This window comes from Aliisedimentitalea sp. MJ-SS2, from assembly GCF_032586155.1.
Taxonomy (GTDB): domain Bacteria; phylum Pseudomonadota; class Alphaproteobacteria; order Rhodobacterales; family Rhodobacteraceae; genus JAWHTC01.
Genome location: NZ_JAWHTC010000003.1, coordinates 179,848 through 204,017, shown reverse-complemented (window position 1 = coordinate 204,017; position 24,170 = coordinate 179,848). Strand labels below are relative to the sequence as shown.

At 58.3% G+C, this 24,170-nt stretch carries 22 protein-coding genes, 1 tRNA gene and 5 pseudogenes; 8 read left to right on the top strand and 20 right to left on the bottom strand.

Annotation, left to right across the window (positions count from 1 at the left end; genetic code table 11):
• Positions 1-107: 107 nt before the first annotated feature.
• Positions 108-2,009 carry an ABC transporter ATP-binding protein gene (locus RXV86_RS13540; RefSeq protein WP_316300710.1) on the top strand — a complete coding sequence of 634 codons (1,902 nt, stop codon included), beginning with the start codon at positions 108-110 and terminating at the stop codon, positions 2,007-2,009.
• On the opposite strand, the pseudogene RXV86_RS13535 reads toward RXV86_RS13540, so the two are convergent.
• Positions 1,945-2,562 (bottom strand): annotated as a pseudogene (locus RXV86_RS13535) (TIGR04283 family arsenosugar biosynthesis glycosyltransferase); the annotation flags it as partial. The gene RXV86_RS13540 and the pseudogene RXV86_RS13535 overlap by 65 nt on opposite strands.
• Positions 2,563-2,625: 63 nt before the next feature.
• On the opposite strand from RXV86_RS13535, the gene RXV86_RS13530 reads away from it, so the two are divergent.
• Positions 2,626-3,378: a folate-binding protein gene (locus RXV86_RS13530; RefSeq protein WP_316300708.1), complete on the top strand. Its 753-nt coding sequence runs from the start codon at positions 2,626-2,628 to the stop codon at positions 3,376-3,378.
• A 332-nt stretch (positions 3,379-3,710) separates the two neighbouring features.
• Here RXV86_RS13530 and efp read toward each other — a convergent pair whose 3' ends face one another.
• Entirely contained in the window at positions 3,711-4,274 is a 564-nt protein-coding gene (gene efp, locus RXV86_RS13525; RefSeq protein ID WP_316300706.1) for an elongation factor P, read from the bottom strand.
• A gap of 216 nt (positions 4,275-4,490) precedes the next feature.
• Here efp and RXV86_RS13520 point away from each other — a divergent pair, with 216 nt between their 5' ends.
• Entirely contained in the window at positions 4,491-4,814 is a 324-nt protein-coding gene (locus RXV86_RS13520; RefSeq protein WP_316300704.1) for a DUF6280 family protein, read from the top strand.
• Positions 4,815-4,904: 90 nt separating this feature from the next.
• Here RXV86_RS13520 and RXV86_RS13515 read toward each other — a convergent pair whose 3' ends face one another.
• Positions 4,905-5,351 carry a hypothetical protein gene (locus RXV86_RS13515; protein WP_316300702.1) on the bottom strand — a complete coding sequence of 149 codons (447 nt, stop codon included), beginning with the start codon at positions 5,349-5,351 and terminating at the stop codon, positions 4,905-4,907.
• Positions 5,352-5,543: 192 nt separating this feature from the next.
• On the opposite strand from RXV86_RS13515, the gene RXV86_RS13510 reads away from it, so the two are divergent.
• Positions 5,544-6,995, top strand: a complete 1,452-nt coding sequence (locus RXV86_RS13510) for a cobyric acid synthase (RefSeq protein WP_316300700.1) — start codon at positions 5,544-5,546, stop codon at positions 6,993-6,995.
• 7 nt (positions 6,996-7,002) lie between these two features.
• Here the strand turns inward: RXV86_RS13510 and RXV86_RS13505 are convergent, their stop codons facing one another.
• The 3 genes from RXV86_RS13505 to RXV86_RS13495 form a co-directional block, all read right to left on the bottom strand.
• Positions 7,003-8,133, bottom strand: a complete 1,131-nt coding sequence (locus tag RXV86_RS13505) for a hypothetical protein (protein ID WP_316300698.1) — start codon at positions 8,131-8,133, stop codon at positions 7,003-7,005.
• An 85-nt stretch (positions 8,134-8,218) separates the two neighbouring features.
• Positions 8,219-9,634, bottom strand: coding sequence for a TolC family outer membrane protein (locus RXV86_RS13500; RefSeq protein WP_316300696.1), 1,416 nt, complete (start codon positions 9,632-9,634; stop codon positions 8,219-8,221).
• 40 nt (positions 9,635-9,674) lie between these two features.
• Positions 9,675-10,328 (bottom strand): protein-L-isoaspartate O-methyltransferase, encoded by a 654-nt coding sequence (locus tag RXV86_RS13495; protein WP_316300694.1) that lies wholly within the window; start codon positions 10,326-10,328, stop codon positions 9,675-9,677.
• A gap of 222 nt (positions 10,329-10,550) precedes the next feature.
• Between RXV86_RS13495 and RXV86_RS13490 the strand changes: the two genes are divergently transcribed.
• The 3 genes from RXV86_RS13490 (at position 10,551) to RXV86_RS13480 (ending at position 12,832) form a co-directional block, all read left to right on the top strand.
• Positions 10,551-11,480 carry a dienelactone hydrolase family protein gene (locus RXV86_RS13490; RefSeq protein WP_316300693.1) on the top strand — a complete coding sequence of 310 codons (930 nt, stop codon included), beginning with the start codon at positions 10,551-10,553 and terminating at the stop codon, positions 11,478-11,480.
• An 80-nt stretch (positions 11,481-11,560) separates the two neighbouring features.
• A tRNA-Cys gene (locus tag RXV86_RS13485) sits at positions 11,561-11,634 on the top strand.
• Positions 11,635-11,728: 94 nt separating this feature from the next.
• Positions 11,729-12,832, top strand: coding sequence for a DUF6538 domain-containing protein (locus RXV86_RS13480; RefSeq protein WP_316300692.1), 1,104 nt, complete (start codon positions 11,729-11,731; stop codon positions 12,830-12,832).
• Here RXV86_RS13480 and RXV86_RS13475 read toward each other — a convergent pair.
• The 5 genes and pseudogenes from RXV86_RS13475 to RXV86_RS13455 form a co-directional block, all read right to left on the bottom strand.
• Positions 12,829-14,385 (bottom strand): IS66 family transposase, encoded by a 1,557-nt coding sequence (locus RXV86_RS13475; protein ID WP_316300521.1) that lies wholly within the window; start codon positions 14,383-14,385, stop codon positions 12,829-12,831. The two genes, RXV86_RS13480 and RXV86_RS13475, sit on opposite strands and share 4 nt — an antisense overlap.
• Positions 14,386-14,439: 54 nt before the next feature.
• Positions 14,440-14,793, bottom strand: coding sequence for an IS66 family insertion sequence element accessory protein TnpB (tnpB, locus tag RXV86_RS13470; RefSeq protein WP_316300519.1), 354 nt, complete (start codon positions 14,791-14,793; stop codon positions 14,440-14,442).
• Positions 14,790-15,221: a transposase gene (locus tag RXV86_RS13465; RefSeq protein WP_316300517.1), complete on the bottom strand. Its 432-nt coding sequence runs from the start codon at positions 15,219-15,221 to the stop codon at positions 14,790-14,792. The genes tnpB and RXV86_RS13465 overlap by 4 nt, the downstream gene beginning before the upstream one ends.
• Positions 15,222-15,306: 85 nt before the next feature.
• Positions 15,307-16,208 (bottom strand): annotated as a pseudogene (locus tag RXV86_RS13460) (IS3 family transposase); the annotation flags it as partial.
• 90 nt (positions 16,209-16,298) lie between these two features.
• Positions 16,299-16,544: pseudogene (locus RXV86_RS13455) on the bottom strand (transposase); the annotation flags it as partial.
• Positions 16,545-16,657: 113 nt separating this feature from the next.
• On the opposite strand from RXV86_RS13455, the pseudogene RXV86_RS13450 reads away from it, so the two are divergent.
• Positions 16,658-17,089: pseudogene (locus RXV86_RS13450) on the top strand (transposase); the annotation flags it as partial.
• Between the two features lie 180 nt (positions 17,090-17,269).
• On the opposite strand, the gene RXV86_RS13445 reads toward RXV86_RS13450, so the two are convergent.
• The 9 genes and pseudogenes from RXV86_RS13445 to RXV86_RS13405 all read right to left on the bottom strand — a co-directional run bounded on the left by RXV86_RS13445 (position 17,270) and on the right by RXV86_RS13405 (position 24,146).
• The gene (locus RXV86_RS13445; protein ID WP_316300690.1) at positions 17,270-17,698 is read right to left on the bottom strand and encodes a hypothetical protein; all 429 of its coding nucleotides are present in this window, start codon (positions 17,696-17,698) and stop codon (positions 17,270-17,272) included.
• 156 nt (positions 17,699-17,854) lie between these two features.
• Positions 17,855-18,373, bottom strand: a complete 519-nt coding sequence (locus RXV86_RS13440; protein ID WP_199259385.1) for a DUF2478 domain-containing protein — start codon at positions 18,371-18,373, stop codon at positions 17,855-17,857.
• A gap of 16 nt (positions 18,374-18,389) precedes the next feature.
• Positions 18,390-19,667 carry a gephyrin-like molybdotransferase Glp gene (gene glp, locus RXV86_RS13435; protein ID WP_199259384.1) on the bottom strand — a complete coding sequence of 426 codons (1,278 nt, stop codon included), beginning with the start codon at positions 19,665-19,667 and terminating at the stop codon, positions 18,390-18,392.
• A gap of 157 nt (positions 19,668-19,824) precedes the next feature.
• A pseudogene (locus RXV86_RS13430) lies at positions 19,825-20,103 on the bottom strand (transposase family protein); the annotation flags it as partial.
• A 178-nt stretch (positions 20,104-20,281) separates the two neighbouring features.
• On the bottom strand, positions 20,282-20,593 hold the full coding sequence (locus tag RXV86_RS13425; protein WP_199259382.1) for a carboxymuconolactone decarboxylase family protein: 312 nt from the start codon (positions 20,591-20,593) through the stop codon (positions 20,282-20,284).
• Between the two features lie 278 nt (positions 20,594-20,871).
• The gene (locus RXV86_RS13420; protein ID WP_199259381.1) at positions 20,872-21,933 is read right to left on the bottom strand and encodes an Mrp/NBP35 family ATP-binding protein; all 1,062 of its coding nucleotides are present in this window, start codon (positions 21,931-21,933) and stop codon (positions 20,872-20,874) included.
• 124 nt (positions 21,934-22,057) lie between these two features.
• Positions 22,058-22,525, bottom strand: a complete 468-nt coding sequence (locus tag RXV86_RS13415) for a cytochrome c (protein WP_316300686.1) — start codon at positions 22,523-22,525, stop codon at positions 22,058-22,060.
• A complete protein-coding gene (locus RXV86_RS13410) occupies positions 22,525-23,244 on the bottom strand; it encodes a molecular chaperone (protein ID WP_199259379.1) in 720 nt (239 codons plus the stop codon). The genes RXV86_RS13415 and RXV86_RS13410 overlap by 1 nt, the downstream gene beginning before the upstream one ends.
• Before the next feature lie 32 nt (positions 23,245-23,276).
• Complete coding sequence (locus RXV86_RS13405) at positions 23,277-24,146, bottom strand: 4Fe-4S dicluster domain-containing protein (RefSeq protein ID WP_316300685.1); 870 nt, start codon at positions 24,144-24,146, stop codon at positions 23,277-23,279.
• Positions 24,147-24,170: the final 24 nt, after the last annotated feature.

Genomic DNA, 24,170 nt, shown 5'->3' with positions numbered 1-24,170 from the left:
GTCGGCAATGCTTGTCAGCCGCCGCGTGCCCGGCTACATGAAGGAACTGCCAGCCGGGACCGGTCCGCCTACCAAGCGATCAGGGTCACCGCCAAAAGGGGCTGTGGATGAGCGACCAGACCGCCAACCAAGACAGTGATGCCGACAGCCGCCAGCTTCTGGGCTGGCTCTGGCGTGGGTATCTCAAGCGCCATATCGGGCTGGTGCTGCTGGCGCTGTTGTTCATGGCGCTCGAAGGCGCAACCCAGGGCGCGCTGGCGATGATGATGGAGCCGATGTTCGACAAGGTTTTTGTCGCCGGTGATCGCTCGGCACTTGTCTGGGTGGGCCTCGGGGTCATGGGTATCTTCGTGGTTCGGGCGCTGGCTTCGGTCGGGCAGAAAACCGTTCTGTCTTATATCTCCCAGAATGTTGCCGCCCGGATGCGCGGTGACCTGCTGGCCCGGATCATGCGCCAAGACGGCAGTTTTCATCAGACCCACCCGCCCGGATTCCTTATTCAGCGGGTGCAGGGCGACGTCACAACCGTGAACCTGGCCTGGCCCAATATCATGACCGGCCTCGGTCGTGATATCTTCGCGCTGATCGTATTGATCGGTGTGGCCGTCTCGGTCGATTGGCTGTGGACGGTGATCGCCCTGATTGGCGCCCCGATCCTCGTGGCTCCTTCGCAAGTCGTCCAGAAGTTTGTCCGCGCCCGCGCCCGCGAAGCCCGTGATCTTGGCGCCAAGCTCGCCACCCGGCTAGACGAGGTCTTTCATGGCATCATCCCGGTCAAGCTGAACCGGCTCGAGCAATACCAATCCGATCGCTTTGGCGAGTTGACCGATGATCTGGTCAAGGCCGAAGTCCGCTCGGCGGCGGGCACAGCCACTATTCCTGGCCTTGTCGACGTCATGGCAGGATTGGGCTTTTTCGGCGTGCTCTACTTTGGCGGCGGCGAGATCATCTCAGGCGAAAAAACGGTGGGTGAGTTCATGCGGTTTTTCACCGCCATCGGCTTTGCCTTTGAACCGCTGCGCCGCATGGGCACGATGGCTGGCCTCTGGCAGGTCGCCGCCGCCGGGATCGAGCGGATCAAGGTTCTGATGGAAGCGGAACCGACGCTGATTTCGCCGGACAACCCGGTTGATGCGCCCAAGGGCACGCCCGGCATTACTCTGCAAGGCGTCGACCTGTCGTATGGCGACACAAAGGTATTGAATGGCACCAATCTGGTGGCCGAACCGGGCAAGACCACCGCGCTTGTCGGCCCCTCGGGTGCGGGAAAATCCACCATTTTTAACCTGCTCACCCGTCTGGTTGATCCGCAATCGGGCAAAGTCCAGATCGGCGGTGTTGGCGCGGGGAACATGACGCTCGAAGATCTGCGCGATCTCTTTTCGGTGGTCAGCCAGGACGCCGCCCTGTTTGACGAAACCCTGCGTGAAAACATACTGCTGGGCCGCACCGATGTCAGCGACAAGGCCTTGCAGGTCGCGCTCTCGGCCGCCCATGTCACCGACTTCCTGCCAAAGCTGGAGCACGGGCTCGATACCCCCGTCGGTCCGCGCGGATCAAGCCTGTCGGGTGGCCAGCGTCAGCGCGTTGCCATCGCTCGGGCACTGTTGCGTGACACACCAATCCTGCTTCTGGACGAGGCAACATCGGCGCTGGATGCTGAATCTGAGGCCGTGGTGCAGGAGGCGTTGGACGAGCTGTCCAAGGGCCGCACCACGCTGGTGATCGCACACCGCCTGTCCACAGTGCGTAATGCCGACAAGATCGTTGTGATGGATCGCGGTCAGGTCGTCGACGAAGGTAAGCACGAGGAGTTGCTGGCACGCGGCGGCCTCTATGCCCGGCTGCACTCGCTGCAATTCAAGGACGACGGCCCTACTGCCGATAGCGTTGCGCTAGCCGCTCAGGGGAAACGCCGCAGAGGTAACGGAGTTGGAGACCCAGGTTCCGCGCACCGCGACGGATCCAGCCTTGTGTCTCGTATCTTTGGGCGCTGGTTCGGGCAGTAGAGCCCAGTACTGCAAGCCGGCCACGCCCGAGCTTGCGAGCGATCGCGACATCCTCCATCAGCGGAAAGTCATCGAACCCGCCAACAATGTCGTAGAGTGCGCGCGAAATCAGCAGCCCTTGATCCCCGAATGGCAGTCCGAGAAACCGCGCCCGCAGATTGGCCCAGCCCGACACGATCCGGGCAGCAACACCTTTCGTCGCGAAACGAAGCTGGAAGTACCCTGCCTTGCCTGGATACATCGCGATATGCGTCAGTACGGCCTCAGCCCAGCCCGGCCCCAATTGCGTATCGGCATGCAGACAGAGCAGCCATTCGCCCTGTGCCGCCCCGGCGCCGCGCCGCAGCTGCCCGCCGCGCGATGGCGCGCCGGTGACAACTACCGCGCCCACATCTTCGGCGATAGCAAGGGTAGCGTCTTCAGACCCGCCATCGGATAGTACCAGTTCCCGGATCACCCCACCCTCTATTCCTTCCATCAAGGCGGACAGACACAAAGGCAGCTCGTCCTGAGCATTCAAGGTCGGGATCACGATGGAAAGAACGGCGCGCATCTTGCCCCTGTTAACTGGTTTCGAACCCCCTATATTACAGCGACGCAGAACTTGGGAGGGGCCATGACCCGCGCAATCTATCGTATCACCGGCGCCGACCGTGAAAGCTTCCTTCAGGGGCTGGTCAGCAACGATGTAAAAAACCTGTCCGACGGGCTGGTCTATGCCGCGCTTCTGACGCCCCAGGGCAAGTACTTGGCCGATTTCTTTCTGGTGCCCGCGGGTGATGCGATCCTGTTGGATATTGATGCGCGGATCGCCGCGCCGACAATCACCCGCCTGTCGATGTACAAGCTGCGCGCCGATGTTGAGATAGAAGAGACCGCCCTGCAAGTCCGGTGCGGTATCGGCGATAGACCGGTGGGCGCCTTTTCCGACCCACGCCACGCGGCCTTGGGCTGGCGCGCCTATCACGAGGCCGGCACGTCAGGTTCGGAAGAGCAGCCGGACTGGGACGCGATCCGGGTCGAAAACATCATCCCCGAAACCGGCGCGGAACTGACACCCGACACGTTCATCCTCGAGGCCGGGTTCGAACGTCTGAACGGCGTCGATTTCCGCAAGGGCTGCTATGTCGGGCAAGAGGTCACCGCCCGCATGAAGCACAAGACAGAACTGCGCAAGGGACTGGGCCGCATCCATCTGTCAGCCCCCGTCGCGCCGGGAACCGAACTCACCTCGAAAGGCAAGCCGGCTGGCACGGTGCACACCGTGTCGGGCAACAAGGCCATTGCCTATTTGCGTTTTGATCGGGCGGACAACGAATTGATGGCTGGGGATGTCACGGCACATTGGGACAAGGATGCGCTGGCATAGCCCGAAAAAGGAACGGGGCCGGATTGCTCCGACCCCGCCCTTCGTGGCGCACGTGAACCGCGTGTACTTGTCTCTCTCCCACGAAGCCTGAACCGCCCGGTACTCATGAAACAACCGGCCGCAAACACACACTCGTTCCTCAAGAAACGAAGCCGGATAAACCAAAACCAAGGCGTCAGGTAGGTTTCTTATGCCGGATTTCGAATGTTGGGCATCAGGGGAAAAACCTGCCTGCATTCCCATCCCGGGCACTCACGTTCCGATTGCGCACAAAAAAACCCGGCCTGGCGCTGCCGAGCCGGGGTGTCAAATCGCCACAGGGGGGCCGCGTTTCAGGCGCGTTCCACGTATTCCATCGTCTCGGTGTTAACCACTATGGCCTCATCCACGCCAACAAAGGGAGGCACCATCACCTTTACCCCATTGTCTAGGATCGCCGGTTTGAAGCTGTTGGCGGCTGTTTGACCTTTAACCACCGGTTCGGTTTCCTCGATCGTGCAGGTCACTTTCTGTGGCAAAGTCGCGTTCAGCGCTTCGGCCTCGTAAAACTCGACCACAATGGTCATACCGTCCTGCAGGAACGGGCGGCGATCGCCCAGAATCTCGGCCGGAAGCTCGATCTGCTCGTAGGTTTCGCTGTCCATGAACACCAGCATTCCGTCGTTTTCATAAAGAAACTGCTGGTCTTTCTGTTCCAGGCGCACGCGCTCGACTTTGTCGGCGCTTCTAAACCGCTCGTTAAGTTTGGATCCATTACGAAGGTTGCGAAGTTCGACCTGGGCAAACGCCCCACCCTTGCCGGGCTTCACATGGTCAACTTTTACGGCGGCCCACAGGCCGTCATTGTGTTCCAGGACATTCCCGGGGCGAATCTCGTTTCCGTTGATCTTAGGCATTGAGTCAAAACCGTGGCAAAAAGGTTGATCGGAGTTTGGCGGCACCTATATCTGGGGTTCACTAGAAGGGCAAGAAGACGAAATATTGGTGCCTCCCGGGGTGAGCCATGCAATTTTTGCAAGCAAGCTATGCAAAAACGGGCTACCCGAATCATCCGAAACTCGTCATAAGGGACCCCACGCCGGAATTACAAGAGCAATAACAAAGGACGGAACATGAAAGATTTCGTTGACGGCACGGCCTTCAATAATGAGCAAGGCAACCGTGCACGTAAACTCTTTGCAGCCGTTGTGTTGGCTGCACTCGACGACGCCATCGCCGACGACAAGAAATATGGCAACGGCCCCGAGCAGATCGCTCGCTGGGCGCGGTCCCGTGACGGCCGCGAAGTGCTTTCCTGCGCCGGGATCGACCCGAATGAACGCGTTGTCGAAGGCCTGATGGGCTTTGTCGCCAAGGGTGTTCGGACCTCGGTCGCGCTGTCGCGCGAAGAAAGCGAACGCCGCAACGCCGCGGCACAACAGGCCGAAGCCGCCTGATCGAAATAGAATTTTCCCGAAACTCGGGCCTAGCCTCCTCGTGGAGGCGTGGGGGTTTTCTTTTTGTGCAGCCGAACACACCCGCCCGAGCTAGGCCACGACGGAAATCTCGGTCCACTCCAGATCATCGGCCAAAACCGCCTTGGGCTTGCCCGACAACAGCCATTCTGCCGCACGCTCTGCGTCATCGAAAATCTCGACCTGCATGTTTGAGACCGATCCGACATAGCCCTCGTAAGTCCGGGCCTCGGCCAAGGCGCATTCGCTATCCGGCGCAATTAAGATCGCATAGCGGATGCTGTTCTCCAGGTCTTTCTTTTCCGCTTCAAGCAGCAGGCCAAAACTTAACCAATCACTCGACCGGAAGGTCGCATCCTCTGCCTCCCGCATGTCGACCAGAACATGAGCAGCGGGATCAAAACTTGGCAAGGTTCGAAGCTGACGGGCGACCCGGATACAAATGTGGCTTTCAGTCATCCCGGCATGCTTGACGCGCAGCAAATTGTTTTCTTGATCGAAATGAAAAAAGCTGCGCATGTTCCCAGTTCTAATCGAAAGATTTGAAATAACCGAAGCTCTTTTCCGCAACCGCCCGACGTTCAACGCCTGACAAAAATTCTGCCGACTGCACATGACTCGAAAAAAAGAGTCGCGAAATCGGTAAAAAGACCGCTTCCCCCGCACAGCTCGGCTAATTATGAACAACCCTAGCACAAGACAGGGCATGCCGTGACACGCAGCATCATGATACAGGGAGCTGGCTCGAACGTGGGCAAGTCGATGCTTGTGGCCGGGATCGCCCGGGCACTGAGCAATCGCGGGCTCTCGGTTGCACCGTTCAAGCCGCAAAACATGTCAAACAACGCCGCCGTTACCGTAGATGGCGGTGAGATTGGCCGCGCACAGGCGTTGCAGGCCCTTGCCGCCCGGCGCGATCCGACGACGGACATGAATCCGGTGTTGCTGAAACCCGAAACCGATATCGGCGCCCAGGTGATCGTGCAAGGCAAGCGCATGATGACACTCAAGGCGCGCGATTACGCCAAGGCCAAACCCAGCCTGCTCGACGCCACACTCGAAAGCTTCCATCGATTGGCGACAACAGCCGACATCGTGCTTATCGAAGGCGCGGGCAGCCCGGCCGAGATCAACCTGCGTGCCGGAGACATTGCCAACATGGGCTTTGCCGAAGCTGCGAATGTTCCCGTTGTTCTTGTGGGAGATATCGATCGGGGCGGCGTGATTGCCCAAATCGTCGGCACCAAGACCGTCCTGCCCCCTGCCGACGCCGCTCGGATCAAAGGCTTTGCCATCAACAAGTTCCGTGGCGATGTCAGCCTGTTCGACGATGGGCTGGCATCCATCTTCGACATGACAGGCTGGCCCTCGCTGGGCGTGCTTCCCTGGTTCGACGAGGCCTGGCGGCTGCCTGCCGAGGACGTGATGGACATTGCCTCGTCGCCCAAACCGGACGCGTTTAAAGTTGCCGTGCCGCGGCTGGCCCGGATTGCCAATTTCGACGACCTCGACCCGCTTTCCGTCGAACCCGGCGTCAGCGTCGAGATTGTCGAGCCCGGGCGCCCCCTTCCCGGCGACGCGGACCTGGTGCTGATCCCCGGCTCGAAATCCACAATCGCCGATCTGGCCCATTTCCGCGCCCAGGGCTGGGATATCGACCTCTTGGCGCATTTGCGGCGCGGGGGACATGTTCTGGGCATATGTGGAGGATACCAAATGCTCGGCCGAGTGATCGACGACCCCGAAGGCATCGAAGGTCCGCCGGGCAAAGTCGAGGGCCTTGGCCTTCTCGATGTGGAGACGACCATGACTCCGAAAAAACACCTGGCTCTGCAACAGGCAGAATATCTGCCCACTGGTGCATCGGTCTGCGGTTATGAAATCCACATCGGCGAGACGACCGGGCCGGATTGCGTGCGAGCCTGGCTGTCAATTGGCGGCACCACCCACGGCGCGACCTCCGGCAACGGTCGGGTGATGGGATGCTATTTGCATGGCCTCTTCAGTTCCGACCAGTTTCGTGGCGATTTCCTGGCGCAACTAGGCGGCGCGTCGAGCACCGCCTACGACGCCGAGACCGACGCGGTACTGGACCGGCTAGGCACCCACATCGCCACTCACCTCGATCTCGATCTTCTTCTGGAATTGTCAGTAGAAATCTGACCCGGGCTCAGTCCAGCTCTCGCGCGGCTAAAGCACGGTGGATCTCGCGCCGCACCAGCTTGCGCACATTGCGAGTGATCCGCTCGCCTAATGACCCTTGAAGTTCACGGCGAACGATCTCGGCTACCATTTCGCGCAGCGTTTCCTCATCGATCACCGCATCTGAATCGGCGAACAGCTCCGGTGTGGGATCCAGATCACGGGCCAGTTGCGGGTCGGCGGCGGACTCGGGTTCGGAATCCGGTTCGGATTCCGGCTCTGGCGCGGCCTCCTGCACAGGCTCAGCAGGCTCGGATTCGGGCTCGGGTTCTGGTTCTTCCGGCTCGACCATCTGCGACTCTTCCACGACAAGCGGATCAGCCTCCCAAACATGATCATGACCGCTCTCGGGGACATCGGTATCTTCCCAAGCCATCGCCTCGACAGGCCCGCCGGCGTTATCACCACCGTCGCCATCTCCGTCAGGTTCCCATTGATCGTCGCGCTCACCGACGGCCGCTTCCAACTCGGCAATGCGGCTGGCAAGGGCGGCGGTGTCATCTTCAATGCCATCTTCCAGCCCGAAATCCGGCCCTCTATGGGTAAAGGTCAGCGCCTCAACTGCATCTTCAGGGACGTCGTTACTCGGCTCAGACACATCCAACGTCTCCTCCAGGTCATCCTGGTCAACGTCTGGTTCATAGTCGGTTTCGATGTCGGCCACGATATCCTGAACCGCTTCGTCGATGGCATCATGGATCACCGCTTCCAACTGTTCTTGTTCAGCGATCTCTTCCACCCGGGTTTCAGCCCCGTCATCCGCCCAGTGATGGATCTCATCCAGCTCACTTGCCAGATCCTCTTGCACCTCATCATGCAGGTTGGCCGCCTCGGGCACGCGATGATCCGCCGTCAGGACAAGCATGTTGCTCACCGGCTGCACATCTTCGGCCATCGGAGCGCCTTCATCATCGCCATCGGTGATCTCGGGTGTCTTCTCTAGCTTTTCGGCAGGTTTCGCGGTCGCTGCTGCAAGAGCGTCCAGCGCCGAATCGGATGCCTCACGATTCGTCTCGTCCTTGGCATCGTCGGAGCGCGCGTTCTCAGACACCAAACGGCGAATAGACGACAACACGTCCTCGATTTCCACATTGGTCACGGGGTCATTCATACGGATTTACCACTGCTTGCCTCCCGAAGAGTTTAACCCCTCGGTGAGATTCTCACAACAGATACGGCGATTTTTACTCTTTCCCCAGAGCGCGCAGCACCTTGTCGAGCTGTTTTCCTTGCTTGGAATGCACCGTCGGCGCATCCTTTACCAGGTTGTAATAGGCCGCCGGATCGTAATGCGGCACCCGCAGCTTCATCCGCTCGGCAGTCAGCAAACCCATCGCCGCAAGCAACTGATAGGCCGCCGAATGCTGGTCGATTGTTGCCGAAATCAAATTGGCCTTGGCGTCCAGAAGTTCCTGTTCGGCATCCAGCACATCCAGTGTCGTACGCGCACCCAAGGTGGCTTCTTCGCGAACCCCACGAAACGCCACAGTGCTGGCCCGCACTTGCCGCTCACTGGCTTCGCGGCCCGCGCGAGCAACCTGCAGCAGGGCCCAGGCATTACCGACATTCTGCGCCAACGAGTGGCGCACGACGTGCAGACCACCACGTGCCGCGTCGCGCCGCGCCATCGCCTGACGCACCAGCGAACTCAACCGTCCACCCTGATAAATAGGGCCTGAGGCCTCGACCCCTATCGAACCACCGTTAGAATAAGCCGGGCTATTGAAGGTTTGCGACAAACCGTATTTCCCGGTCAGCTTGATCGTTGGTTTCATCGCCCCCTTGGCCGCCAAAATGGCAAGTTCGGCGGCAGCGACGTCATGTTGAACCTTCAACATCTCGGGATGCTGGCGCAATGCGGCAGCCTTGGCAGATTCGGACGATTTGGCCGGATTGGGCAGGCGCGGCGGCGATTGCAGGTGCCCGGGCCTGCGGCCCACCGCGGCGCGAAACTCCTCGATGGCCTGAGCCAATCCACCCTGCGCCGCCGCATGAGCCGAACGTGCCGCCGCCAGCCGGGCTTCGGCGATGGCCACGTCGGTGCGAGTCACTTCGCCCACTTCGAACCGGTCACGCGCAGCACGCAGTTCGACACCGATCACCCGCACGTTGTTGTCACGTAAGCGTACGAACTCGTGGTTCCGCTGCACTTCGAGATAGGCCAATGCGGCACGTAGCAACACCTGCTGTTCAACCGACAACAGGGCCTGCCTAGTCGACAGCACCGCCTCTTTAGCCATGTCAACTTTCAGCGCGCTGGTTCCGAAATCCCAAAGCAGCAGTTCAGCTGCGATCCCAGCATTGGCTTCGGTGGCGCCGGAACCCACCGAGAATCCAAGCGAACTGCTATAGGCCCGCCCCCAGCTGCGGGTAACATCCACTGACCAGTTGATAATCGGTTTCAGAGCGGAGTAGGCTTGGGCTACATCTTCATCGGCCGCCCGCAACAAGGCGCGATTCTGATCGATCAAGCCATTGTGCTCATAGGCCGAAGCCATGGCATCGGCCAGCGTCTCGGCCTTGGCCGCAACCGGGCCCAGCGCCATTGCCATCGCCACACCGGCAATTGCCAGCTTCGCCTTCAATCGCACCCACGCCATGTTGTCCGCTCCTGTCGTTTTTTTGTCTTTGGGTTGCCCGTCAGAGCGCGAAGGCCGTGTGCCGTTCGAACCCGGGCAACACTGGCGCTCCTGCGTTAAACGCAAAACGCCAGTTCATCCGTCCATCAATTTTGTAACCGACACGCACAACACCCAGCGCCCCCTCGGCGAAGAGCACACCCATCCGGCCGCCTTCCTTGAGCTGATCGGTCAATGCCTCGGGCAGGTTCTCGACTGCGCCTTCGACGCAGATCACGTCATAAGGGCCATGCTGTGCCGCGCCTTCGGTCAGCGCCGTCTGCTGAACGATCACGTTATCCGCGCCTTGCTCGGCCAGCTGTGTTTGTGCCTCTTCGGCCCAGGTTTCGTCTTCCTCGACAGCGACCACGGCTTCGGCCATGCGGGCGATCACCGCCGCCGAGTAGCCCAGCCCCGAACCGATATCGAGCACCAGCTCGTCGCCCTGAATATCCAGAGCATCCAACATCTTGGCCAGGGTGCGGGCTTCCAGCACAACGCGCCCGCCGCCCAGATCGACATTCTCGCCGATATAAGCCGCTTCACGCTTATCGTCGGGCACAAAGGCCTCACGCGGGACGGAGAGCATCGCTTCGATGACCGGGAATTTGGTGACGTCCGAGGGGCGAACCTGAGTGTCCACCATCATCGTCCGGCGCGCGGTAAAATCTGTCATGATCAGTGCCTGTAAGGTTTGAGCAGAATCCAGTGGCTCCTATTTCGCATATCTATCCGGCAGCGGCAATGACCACCGGGCGATTTGCGCGGCACTTTCCTGCCATGTTTGAAAGGCCACGGCTCATGATCGAAACCCAGCCGTGCTTGGGAAACCTGTTGACGCAAGGGCCGCTTTTGCGGTGCCATGGCGCAACTTTTGAAACGAACGGAGGGCCCAACCATGTTCCTTACCCTGAAATCCCGCGCTATCGCGCTGGCGGCAGTGATGGCACTTGGCCTTACCGCGCCCGGTATTCTGGCCCAGTCCGCCGACACCGTCGTTGGCCGAACCCTTGATGCTCCGATCAACACCAAACCGGTGGAGGACAAATTCTGGTGGTCAGACGAGTGGTATGACAAGGGCATAATCCCCGCCCCGGAAAACCACGCGGTTTCTGAACGCCAAGTCAGCTATACCAACCCCGCCGATGGTACCGACGTGCCTGCCATACTTTACCGCCCTGAAACCCAAGGGAAATTTCCTGCCGTCCTATTCCAGCACGGCCGCCGAGGGCTCGACCCGTTCGTTCAGCGCCTAGCCCGTCGCATGGCCGCACGCGGCTTTGTCGTTCTGGCCCCAGATGTCTACGAAGCGCGCTTCGTCGAGGTCTTCCCGCTCGAGCATGACCCAGCGATGGAAGGTGATGTCGGTGCCGGGATCGACTTCCTTCTGAAGCAACCGGACGTGTCGAGCAGCAAAGCCTGCGTCTATTCCCACACCCGTGGCGGTTATTACACCCTGCGTGTCGCCGTCGACCAGAACCGCCAGTCGCGCGACGTAGCCTGCTATGTCTCGTTCTACCCGCACTGGCAGGACCCCAATGCCGTTGAGCCACTTCAGGTCTATCGCTACCACCCAGACCTTGACCGTCTGGCGATCCCCACTATGGTCTTCATCGGCGAATACGAGCAGTACCAACGCCGCCGCTCAATCGAAACGGCAGTACGGTTCATGAAGGAGGCGGGCCGCGACGTGAAGCTGATCATCTATCCCGGCGTCGGCCGTGGCTTCGATTTCCGCCCGCCCAACGTTCGCACCTTCGCCGACGATCTGGCAACCCGCGATTCCAACCTTCGCGCAGCGGATTTCATGCGCAAACATCTGCAATGAACGCGGCCGGTTCAATTACAGGTTTTGCCATCTGGACAAGCCCTGCAAAACCGGCAATAAGGCAGCCCTACACCACGGATGGCGAGTTGGCGGAGTGGTGACGCAGCGGATTGCAAATCCGTGTACACCGGTTCGATTCCGGTACTCGCCTCCATTGACCATCATCACACCAATACTGTAAGAAAATAAGGATTTCAGAAGCATCTGGAACCTGTATTGGACACTATTTTGGACACTATGGTGGATATATGACTTTGAGTTACCACCCTTCGAAACTTATCTCGCTCAGGGCAAAGGGCAACGTCTGGTACGTGCAGGTTACCAAGCCTCCGGAGTTGCAGAAGGGAAATGACAAGCAGATCAGGCGGTCAACGGGAACAACGGACAGAAAAGAAGCAGAACGGCGTCAGCATCGGATCACTGAAGAAATCTATGCTAGATTTGATGCTGAACTCGAACGGTTGAATCCACAACCGGAAGTGAAATTCAACTACGTGGTGGGACCACCCGATCCTCTTCTGGCCTGGAGGCCGAAACCTGTTATCCCAAAGCAAAACATATCACTTCGGATGTCCAGGGTATGGCCCAAGTACGTGGAAGGTCGGAACTGGGGCCGGGAAAAGACAAAGAACGGTGTTGTCGGCCACCTGAAGGAGTTCATCTCTGTGGTCGGCGACTTGCAAATCGATCAACTGAAAAAGAAGCACGGGTATCAGTATGCCCGCTACCTCGACCAAAGCGGCTATGCCAGAAGCACTGTCGGGACACGAGTCAGAGCCGTGGGTACGATGCTGACCTGGTGCGAAGAACATGATCTCATCGAAGACCACAAGCTTCGGAATCTTCGCCTCTCCGACTACGGTTACCCTGGACGTCCGTGGAAACCTTTTCCGACGGAAGACTTGGAGAAGATATTTTCCCAGGAACTCCCGGTGCAGGAGCGCCTGTGCATGTCGTTGCTGGCAACAACTGGTGCCCGGTTGGACGAAATCGCACTACTCCGATGGCACCAGGTGAAACAAAGGGATGAAATCACCTACCTCGATCTTACAGAGGCGATCATCAAGACGCCGGGTTCACAGCGTTTTGTTCCTCTGCACCGGCAGCTTCTATTGCCTGAACCAGGCGAAGATCGCCTGTTCGACTACCCCGAAGGTCAAGACGGAAAATCGCAGAACAATGCTTCCCGTGCAATGATGCCTTTTGTCCGCTCAGCGGTCGGAGACGATGATCGCAAGGCGCTTCACTCGTTCAGGGGCACCCTCAAGGACATGCTGCGGAACGCAGGGGTTTCCAAAGAGCTAAACGACTTCTTTACCGTAAGCGTTAGCTGGATGGCACCAGCGGATTAGCTTGACGGCGCAAATTTCCACGGCAGAAGGTCGTCAAGGCGGCTTTGCGGGTGGCCGTTGGCGATTGCTGAGAGGGTGGCCTTGAGATAGGCGAAGGGTTCGACGCCGTTGATCTTGCAGGTCTCTATCAGCGAGGCGATGCGGCCCCATGCGATGCCGCCTTCGTCGTGGCCGGCGAAGAGCGCGTTTTTGCGATTGAGGGCGATGGGGCGGATGAGGTTTTCGACGCGGTTGTTGTCGATCTCGACGCGGCCATCGGTCAGGAAGGTTTGCAGCCCATTCCAATGGTTATGGATGTAGGTCAGCTTTTCGCCGAGCCGGGATTTACTGGAGACTTTGCGGCGTTGCGCCTGAAGCCAGTCGCCGAAGGCTGCGACCAGCGGCGCGGTGCGGGCCTGACGGGCTGATAATCTCTGGCCGGGCGAGATACCGCGGATATCGGCCTCGACGGCGTAAAATTCGGCGATCCGGTGCAGCCCTTCTGCGGCGATCTCTGATCCGTCGCGGTCGAAGACTTCTTTGAGCTTGCGGCGCGCATGCGCCCAGCAATGGGCCACCCGAATGGGCGTACCACCCTTGCGCGAAGGTTTGGTCAACCGATTATAGCCCTGATACCCGTCGATCTGCAGGATGCCATCGAAGCCGGTGAGGAAGGTTTCGGCATTCTCACCCGCACGACCCGGGGCATAGAAGTAAACCACGCCGGGCGGGTCCTCACCGCCCCAAGCTCGGTCGTCGCGAGCCAACGCCCAAAGATACCCGGTCTTTGTCTTTCCGCGCCCCGGGTCCAGCACCGGAGCCGTTGTCTCGTCCATGAACAGCTTGCCGGATCGTTTCAGATGGTCGGCCAGCCGGTCGACAACCGGCTTCAAATGGAACGCCGCTTTTCCGACCCAATCGGCCAGCACCGCGCGGTGCAGATCAAGCCCTGCGCGCGCCAGTATTTGGCTCTGGCGGTATAAGGGAAGATGGTCCGCATATTTGCTGACCAGCACATGAGCGATGGTGGCCTCGGTCGGCAGGCCGCCCATGATCAGATGCGATGGCGCTGATGCCTGGGTGACCCCGTCGGTGCAGGTCCGGCAGGCATACTTCGGGCGCACGGTGACGATGACGCGCAGCTGGGCAGGCACGATGTCCAGCCGCTCGCTGCGGTCTTCGCCAATTCTGTGCATGACACCGCAGCCGCATGGGCAGATCAGGCTGTCAGGTTCGATGACCTCTTCGATGCGCGGCAGCGCAGCGGGAAGGTTGCCGATGGTGCGCTTGGGCGACGGTTTGGCCGTCCCGTCGCCCGCTTTGGCGGCCTGTTTTTCTTTTTCCGCCTCGACCTCGGCCAGCGCGATGGACAGATCCTCGAACGCCAGTTGTCGCTCATCCTCGGACAGCTTCTCTGACCGTTTGCCATGCAGGGCGTGGTTCAGTTCAGCGATCAGATGTTCCTGCCGCTTGGTGATATCCTTCAGCGCTGTCACCTCATCCATCAATGCCAGAACCGCTGCGCGCTGCAAAACCGGGATGGCAGAAAGATCAAGAATGGGGGCTGTTTGCATAGGCCAGAGCTACCACAAAGCCCCAGTAAAAACACGCAAAACCAGGCGGTTGATTCACTCTGCCGCAGATGGTGGGCGCCTCTCCAGCGCCTTTACCTTCCGCCAGTCCAGACCTGCAAACAGCGCCTCGAATTGGGCATGGTTCAGCGCCATTATCCCAGCCTTGATCGCGGGCCAGGTGAAGGTCGAATCCTCCAGCCGCTTATACGCCATTACCAGACCGGTGCCGTCCCAATACAAAAGCTTTAGCCGATCCGCCCGGCGTGAGCGGAACACAAACACTGTGCCGGTGAACGGATCCTTGCGCAGCACTGATGACACGAGCGCGGCCAGGCCATCATGACCCTTCCTGAAGTCCACAGGCTGCGTCGAGACCAGAACCCGCACCCGATTGGACGGGAACATCATGGCCGCGCACCGATCGCCCGTACAATCTCACCAACCCGCGCAGCCCCTGTGGCGCCATCAAGCCGGATTGTCACCTGGCCGATGCAAATCTCGATAGGACCAGATGGTGCAACGTCAGACTTGGCCAGATGTGCAGACGCTACTGGCACAGGAGCATCGCCGCCATCATCCGCCACTACAATCGACGCAAAACAAAAGTCATCGTCTTCAACTGCGGGCAAAACCAACCTGCCATCGCGCGCCCGACTGCGCCATTCCGATAAATGGTTCGCCCGAAGCCCATACCGGGCAGCAACCCCGTTCACTGTCGCCCCAGGCTTCAAGCTCTCAGCCACGATCCGCGCCTTGACCTCATCCGGCCAGCGTCGCTGACCATTGGTCCGTATGTCCACCCCGTAGTCCCTGAGAAACTCCACCGTAGTCGCCATCGCGAAACTCCTGCCCTAATCTCCGTCAGGTGCGAAATCTCAGGTCAGGTGAGAATTGGGAAGGTGCGGGCCAGGAAACGCTTACGTCTGTCGGCTTTCCCGGCCGTGAGAAGTCGAGCGTGACACCGCGCTGATAGGCCCAGAGGTCCATGTCGCGGGAGATGAACTCGCTGCCTTGATCGACCCGGATCGTCTTGGGGTAGCCCGATTTGCGGCACACCCGGTCCAGCGTCGCCACGACATCCTCCCCGCGATAGCTGAACCGCGCGTCGAGCACCGGAACGTATTGCGAGAACGTGTCCACGACCGTCAAAACCCGAAGCTTCTTGCCCGTCGCCAGTTGGTCATGGACAAAATCCATCGCCCAGACATCGTTCGGCCCGACGGCTTCGGCACGGTCATCGCGCAGCTTGGCCTTCACCCGCCGCTTTGGCGTCTTGTTCCTCAACTGCATGCCCAACTCCCTGTAAATACGATAGACTTTCTTGATGTTGATGCCCCAGCCCTCGCGGTCCAAGAGCACATGAACCCGGCGATAGCCGTAGCGCACACGTGTCTCGCAAATCTCCCTGATCCGCTATTCCACGGCAGCCTGATCGGCGCGGCGGGATTTGTAGTGGAACGTCGAACGATCAAATCCGATGGCGCCACACGCCGTCCGGATCGAGACCGCCCAATTGCTGCACATCCCGCGCACCAGTTCGCGCATCCGACCAGGTTTCAGATCTTTCGCCGGATGACATCCTGCAACATCTCGCGGTCCAGCGTCAGATCGGCCACGATCTTCTTCAACCGCCCATTCTCATCCTCGAGCTGCTTCAACCGCTTCATCTCGGTCGGCAAAAGGCCGGCATACTTCTTCTTCCAATTGAAGTAGGTCGCCTGGCTGATGCCTGCCTTGCGGCAGATCTCAGACACCGGCGTGCCTTCCTCGCCCTGCTTGATGATGAACGCTTTCTGCGCGTCCGAAAACTTCGATGCCTTCATGTGAGTCCGCTCCTCTCCCAGCCAGGAAATCGTAGCGGAAAACTCCAGCTTCAGACGGTCCAGTTTGCGGGGATCAGATCACCGCGACTCCTATTGCCTCTGAGGGTAAGGGGATCGCCCCATTTCTTCCATCATCTTTTCGCGGAAGACCTCAGCGGGCGTTTTCCATCCGAGACATTTGCGGGGGGTGTCGTTGAGGCAGTCACTGATCATCTTCAAGTCATGATCAGTGAGTGCCGTGATGTCGCGCTTCCTCGGCAACCATCTTCTTGCGCGTCGATTGGTGTTCTCGACCGTCCCTTTCTGCCATGGTGAGGAGGGATCGCAGAACATGGGGTAATCGCTCTGTCTCGCCGTTTCCTTCATGGCATCGGAATGCTTTTTCTTCGGTATGATTCAGAGCGTGATCCGAAAAGGGTCTTGTTCGAAGCAATAGATGGAGATTGAGCATGGGCCAGCGTATAGGGCTTGACGTTTCGCTGAAGGATACCGCGATCGCGATCCGGGAAGACGGTAAAAGAATTTGGCGCGGGAAATGCCCCTCCGACCCCGAGATTATTGCGCAGATTGTTCGCAAGCACGCACACGATCCCTTGAGGGTCGTTTTTGAAACCGGTCCACTTGCCACTTGGTTCTTTCATGCCTTGACGGGGGAAGGGCTTCCGGCAATTTACATCGAGGCACGGCACGCACAGAAGATTTTGGGCGAGACGTTGAACAAGACCGACGCAAACGATGCCGAAGGGTTGGCCAGACTTGCCGAAACTGGCTTCTATAAGGCCGTCAGGGTTAAGTCGTTCGAAGCGATGCTGATCCGGTCGTTGGTTGCAGCTCGCACGCAACTCCTGGCCATCACAACCCAATTGACCAATCAGATCCGAGACCGTAGATCAAATCGAAGTTAATGCCCGCCACCCCTGCCGCGCGCAATCCATCGACTGAATGGCGCACCATATCAGGCGGCTGTATGCGGTTGATCGCTTTCTGAGCTTTAGGGTCAAATTCCTGCACGCCGAAACTGGCGCGGGTGAAGCCCAACTGTCCGATCCGTTGGATCATTGTCAATCGGCGTCGGCGGTGATGTTGAAATTGGCCCGCACGGCCTGCATCGCGCGCTCCAGATCATCGGGCACCAGCGCCGTCGGTGTCCCCCCACCCCAATGCAGATGAGTGATGGCCATACGGTCCGGCAGATGCCCGGCCAAAAGATCGATCTCCCGGTTAAGCGTCTGCGCATATTGCGCGACCGGCGCATCTTTCTTGGCCAGCTTCATATTGCATCCGCAATACCAGCAAAGCTCGCGGCAGTAGGGAACATGCAAATAGAGAGAAACAGGCTTCTCAGGCGGTAGCGCCGCAAGCCAGTGTGCATACTCCTTTGAGCCAATCGCCTTTGAGAAGTGCGGGGCTGTCGGATAGCTTGTATAGCGCGGCACATTGCGGCTCATGTAGGTTTTCAGTGCATCAGTCATAAATGCCCCGATCTGCATTGCCAGCTTCCCGGCTCAAGACTTGGGAAAATGCGTATCGCGATTGACCGCCGCCTTCCGTCGCCCATTCCAAATTCGCGGCCCTTCAATAAGCCGCGCTTCCGCTCAGCTTCCCGGAAAATATTTGGCGCGTCTTTAATCAAGATCACAGATGCCTCAGGCGACATCCCGTTCTTTGCCCATAGCTGCTTGCAGCCAACTGACCAAGACACTTCTCGAAGGCTCAAGCTCTGTTGCCGCCGGGCCTACGAATTCCTGAAACGCGTCCAGGTTCAAAGAGTTGACCCCGACAAGAACAGGAATATCGCGCGAAATCGCCTCTGCAATGACCGATCGAAAACCCCGGCCATCGGCCTCGTGTTTTCCAAATTTATTCACGATCAGAAGCTCGGGAGCGGTATTGAGCTGCATCTCGACCAATCCAACAGCGGTTTCCAAGACTGCGGGATCCAACCTGCATCCTTTCGCTTCCCCTCCGAGGTTCTGCGAAATCCGCAGCACAGGCCCGTCCGGAAGCACCTGAACATCCATGTCACAAGGATGCCCGCCACGATCCGTATTGATCTGAACTGTCCCACAGGTGCGGTAGCCCTCAGCCGCGAGATCTTGCGCCAGCGTGAACAGCAATTGATCTGTATCACCGCGTCCGGGTGCCATCGTATAGGCGATTTTCATGGTCATTCTTCCTCTATCAATCACAGAATGGCTGGAATTCCACCAGCGCGCCTTCTGGCAGGTTTTCAACTTCAGAGGGAATCAGAATGACACCATCCGCGATGGGGAGGCGAGCCACGCGCCCGGAATGGGTGGCATCATCAAAGTGAACACCCTCTCGGCCCATGCCGTCAAACCCGGACAGTTCCGCCAATCGCAATTCACATCGCCCGAACTTGTGACGCAACGGGCGCGACAGGACGACGTGTCTGCGGCGGCTGTGCGGTGCCGTGCCCCCGGACAGACACCGGGAAAGCACTGTCCCAAACATTTGCCAGGCAATGAATGCCGAGAGCGGATTTCCAGGCAAACCGAGCCAATGCACAGCTCCCAATTTCCCGTAGGAAACTGGTTTCCCAGGCTTCATGACGACACCAGTGAACGCCATGAGCAGGCCAAGATCGGTCAACGCAGGTTTTACATGGTCTTCCTCGCCGACAGATATACCGCCGGTGGTAACAATCAGATCGACGCTCTTAGCAAGTTCGCCAAGTTGTCGTCGTAGACCGGCGCGGTTATCCTCACCGGTTTCGACGCGGACAAGTTCAATCCCGGTCGTCTCAATTGCGGCTCTCAACATCGGGGTATTCACATCCCAGATGCCTGAAGTTTTTCGGGAGTCTCCGGTCGTACTCACTTCATCGCCGGTGACCAAAAGAGCAACACGAACGCGACGCCGGACCCTAACAGCCGCTGACCCAGCGGCCGCGCAAGCAGCAATGTCCCGCGCCGTAAGACGACGGCCAGCGGATACGACAACGTCGCCTGCAACCATGTCCTCGCCCGTTCGCCGGACATGCGAACTCGACCTCACCTTTTGCAAGACAACTATTGCGCCTTCGGTGCGCTGGACGTTTTCCTGCATCACTACAGCATCCGCACCCTCCGGCATTGGCGCGCCGGTAAATATCTGCGCAGCGTTTCCAAGGCGAACCGATCCTACGTTCTTCTGCCCGGCCGCAATCCGGTTTGTCACAGGAAGAATCCACGGACCATTCCCCGTCAGGCAGGCTGAATTGATCGCGTAGCCATCCATCGCCGCATTGTCGAACGGTGGCGCGGCCGAGATCGCACAAACAGGCTCACCAAGCACCCTTCCGCGTGCACTGGCAAGAGACAAGATTTCCGTCTCCGCGACCTCAACCGCATTCCGAACAATACGGGCTATCGCCTCGTCGATTGAGACCAAACCGCCCAACTCATCAGCTGCGCCGCACCCGCACCCTTGCTCAACGATTCTTGTCAGAGCTGTCATTGTGCCGCCTCCTGTCGTTGTCTCGAACAAACTTGACGTCATGATACGACACTCCTCCCGTGTGTTTCACACAATCACTCTATACACAGAGCAGGAGAGTTCGTTGATCTAGCACAAGCTCGCTGAAATGGCGCGGCGCGACTGCATTGGCCATGTGCAAGAGTCGCTCGGCAGTCCGCCCACCTGTCGCATGCCCCAAGTGACTGACAATCTCCCCGACACGCGAGGTGCGACGTGCAAACGGACGTGCAACCGATAGGATCTGGTCTGAAAACGTTCGGCGCGGGCAAGCGGAAGCCAAACATCGCCAGCGGCAAACCTGGAGTTCCACTGTGACCTCGTCTCCATGTGCGGGAAAATCCTGTCGCCGATGCGGCCATCCGTGACGTCGTCGTGAACGCAAACCACAGTCAGGGCAAATGCCCTGAGGTGCCAGAGTGCCGGATACAAGCCACCCGCCGGCTTAACGCTTTGAACCGAAACATCGCACACGGGCGACCAGTGCTTCTTTGAAATCACAACTATCCCTCCTGAATCTTCCAGTCTCAGGATAGTTGCGCCACACAGATTGAGGCAGAACCATTTTTTTAGAGGTTTGCCCGCTGCACTGAGGATCAGTCGTCGATATCCTCGATCCAGGTCTTGGCGGCCACGGCGCGGGGTAGGCCAAGCGGTCCGATGGCCAGCATGGCCACCTGAATGATTGCAGCAACTTCGATCCCGTCGACCTTTGCCCGTCGGGTGTGGGAATGCACCGCCCCCTCAGAACCCACGCCGATCGCAAGTGCGAGCTTGACGAGCCGTTTTTCCCGATCGGTCAGCGGCCCGCAATCGGCTGTTGCCTTGCCGAGGGCCGAATAGGCCTTCCAGATATCGGGATGCTCATCGGCGAGGTCGCCGGCGGCACCGGGCATGGATCTGGTCATCTTGGTCTCCTTCATATTTACGGTTTGTCGATCAAAGGCTGGGTTACTCGATATTCCGCGAAAACTTGAACGCCCGGCTGAGGTTTCCGGGCTGATCTCGAGGAAAGAGGCAAGGCGTCGCTTGTCGTGGGGCACATTGAAAGCGGCATCGCCCCCAACTTATGCACTACCAGTCTCGCGTCGCATACGAGCGCGGCAAGCGCGCGGGCCTACTCGCAGGGGACGGTCGCGCCGGTGACGGCGAGGCCCAACATCAGCGGTGGGAAAGCGGGGCGCGATCATGCTACGCCCATGCCTATGAGATCGCGTGCAACCTGCTGGAAGGCCTGCGCCTGCGGGCTGTCAGGCTTGGTAACCACGATGGGCGCGCCGCCGTCTGAGGCGAGCCGGATGTCGAGATGAAGCGGGATTTCCGCCAGCAGCGGCACGCCTAGCCCCTCAGCCTCCGCCTTGACACCACCGTGGCCGAAGATATGCTCTTCTTGCCCGCAGTTAGAGCAGACATGCGCGCTCATGTTCTCGATCATGCCCAGCACCGGCACATCCAACTGATTGAACATGTCGATCGCCCTGCGCGCATCCAGAAGCGCCACGTCTTGCGGCGTCGAGACAATGATTGCGCCGTCCAACTTGGCTTTCTCTGTCAGCGACATCGACACGTCGCCGGTGCCCGGCGGTAGATCGACGATCAGGCAATCGAGCGCGCCCCACTGCACATCCATCAACATCTGTTGCAGCCCGCCCACCAGTCTCGAGCCGCGCCAGAGCAACGCCTGATTTTCGTTCGCCAAGAGGCCGATGGACATCATGGTGACGTCGTGATTGTGCACAGGGAGAAGGACCTTTCCGTCGGGGCTAGTGGGGCGATCCGATACGCCCAACATCCGGGGCTGCGAGGGACCGTGGACATCGGCATCGAGAAGGCCCACCCGGCGGCCCTTGGCGGCGAGCGCGCAGGCGAGATTTGCCGAGACAGTGGATTTGCCCACCCCGCCCTTGCCAGAGGCCACGGCGATGATGTGGTCGACGCCGGGCACGCGCTGCGGCCCCTCGGGTACGACCTTGGGCTTGGGCTTGAGTTCGGGCATCTCCACTGCCGAATGCGCGGTCAGCACCGCCGAGACGCGCTCCGCACCCGCCGATTTCGCTGCCGCCTCGGCGGCTTCGCGGACCGCCTCGTAGGCCTTGACCTTGGAGGGATCGATATCGAGCACGAAGCTAACTGTCTCGCCCTCGACCGTTAGCGCCCGCACCACGCCCGTAGCAACGATATCGGACCCGCTCACCGGGTCGGTGATCCGTTTCAGCGCCTCTAGAACGCCCTCGCGTGTTGTTGTCAATTCAACTCTACCCCTTGATTGTTCCGGTCACCACATCCACCACGCCGAGTTCCTCAACACGACCGACATCTCCACGCCATGAACGCCGCGCCCGCACACTGTATGATCAGTAACGAGTGTCAAGCTATTCGATGAGGGGTGGCGCTATCTCGGGAAGTATCTTGAGATACTCAAGAACACTTTCAATATCAGATCGCGCCAAAATATACTTAAATTGTGGCATGATGATTGCTGGTGGCTCCAGTCTGTTAAGACCTTCGCTGATTTCCTCCATTATTTCCTCATCACGACCTTCAATAATATATCCGTCTGAAAGATCCGGAATGTATTGGTATTCTCCAAAGCTTGAGACCCTAGGCCCATCGCCCCGACCGAACAACCCATGGCAAACTGAACAATTTTCTGAATAAATTAGGCGCCCATTTTCGGCTGACACTTCAATTACTGACGTGAAATAGGGCATAGGCACCGGACTTGGTGCTGATAGAGACGAGTCCGTTGCCCCATCAGATTTCTCCTGAGAAAATACTGATGTCGGGGTCAGCATGGCGCCGGCCATAAGTAGTCCAATAAACGATATGCGGGTTCCCATCACGATTCCTCCAAGCTTCTGTTGTCGTCCAGGGTAATCTCAGTAAATTCGCCACTGTGGTGATCGATAAAAAGCCGGATCGCACCAACCAAATCCGAGTAAATGTTATCTGGTTCGGCTTTTTGGGCGATCAAAGCCATCTGTGTCACGAAAGGAACGGCAAACCGTGCAAGAAAATAAGCTTGTTTGTCCCTCCAGAACTTTGCAACTTCCCCTTCCTTATCTCGCAAGCTTTCGCTCTCCCGAAAACTCAGGTATTGAAGAAACTCAAGCTCGACGCCGAGGTGGTCGGGAAGTTCCTCGTGCTTATCAGACAACGTCATACCAGATTCTCGGTACGCCTCCTTGACAGCCGTCATTTCTTCGAGACGCTTGGTTTCATCGACTGTAAAAAGCGATCCATAGGGTGGGCAAGGAATAATCGGATAGTTACTCGAGAAAAGCTTGATGTAATCTCCCTCGATTCTTTGGACAGATGACTCCCTAAGATTCCTGAAAAATCGGTCGAAACAATTATACATTTCTTTATCAAAAGCAGCTGGGCGATCAACCTTACTCAGAGTTTCGTCTAACGACTTTTCGGTGGATTCTTGTCGAAAATACTCAATTCCCTGTTCGGCAGGGTGGCCAAAGGCCAGCTCTAGGAAGCTGTAGATTTGACCCCTTGCCATTGCAGTTTCGGAACCGTACAAGTCGGACCTTTTGACCATTTCAGTCATAACACTGTTATCCTTGTTCTAGAGTCGCGAGTTCAGAGATCTTTCATCTTAACCTCTTCCGGCACGGGGTTAGGCTCCTGAATGAGACCCTGCATCGCATATCCAAAATACTTCTCAACCTCTTCAGGTGGAATGTTCCTTGGAGGGACATACCAAACGGACGGAATAGTTCCGAAATCCGGTCGATACTGACGCCGTTCACCTTCGCTGATAGTGCGATGGGTCGCGCCGAGGCCTACTTCGGGATCATAAGGTTGTACACCAAGAGACGGATCGCGTATCATTTTTGAAATTGTGCTTTCCGGATCCATCAAGTTTCCGAAGATTCGAATCTTGCCAGTACAGCTCTTGACACATTGCGGCTCTTGACCCTTTTCCAAGAGTGGGAAACAGAATACACACTTCTCTGATTTTCCCGTCGTTGCGTTGTAGTAAATCTTGTCGTATGGGCAAGCCTTCACGCAGTACTGGAAGCCTTTGCAGTCGTCTTGGTCAATCAACACGATCCCATCATCGTTCTTGTATATTGACCGTGTAGGACAGGCCGGTAGGCATGCTGGATTAGCGCAATGGTTGCACGGTCTTGCCAAGTAGAATTGCCAGAGGTCAGGACCGGTGCCTTTGGGTGTGTCCTGGTACAGATTTGGATACCGATAGTCATACTCGTCGTGACTGGCCGTTTCCTCACCGTGACGGGGATATTTTCCATAGGGCGCGGTCGTGACGCTGTTCCAGAACATATCCTCCTGGCCCGAACCGCTCGTCCAAGTATTCTTGCAGGCCATCGTGCAAGTGTGACAGCCAATACATTTGTTGATGTCAATCAGCATCCCATATTGTGCACGATTTCCGTATTTCGGGTTTGGCTGACCATAGTATTTTTGCCAAAGCTCTTCGGACATCTTCTTTCCTTTCAGTTTCGGAAG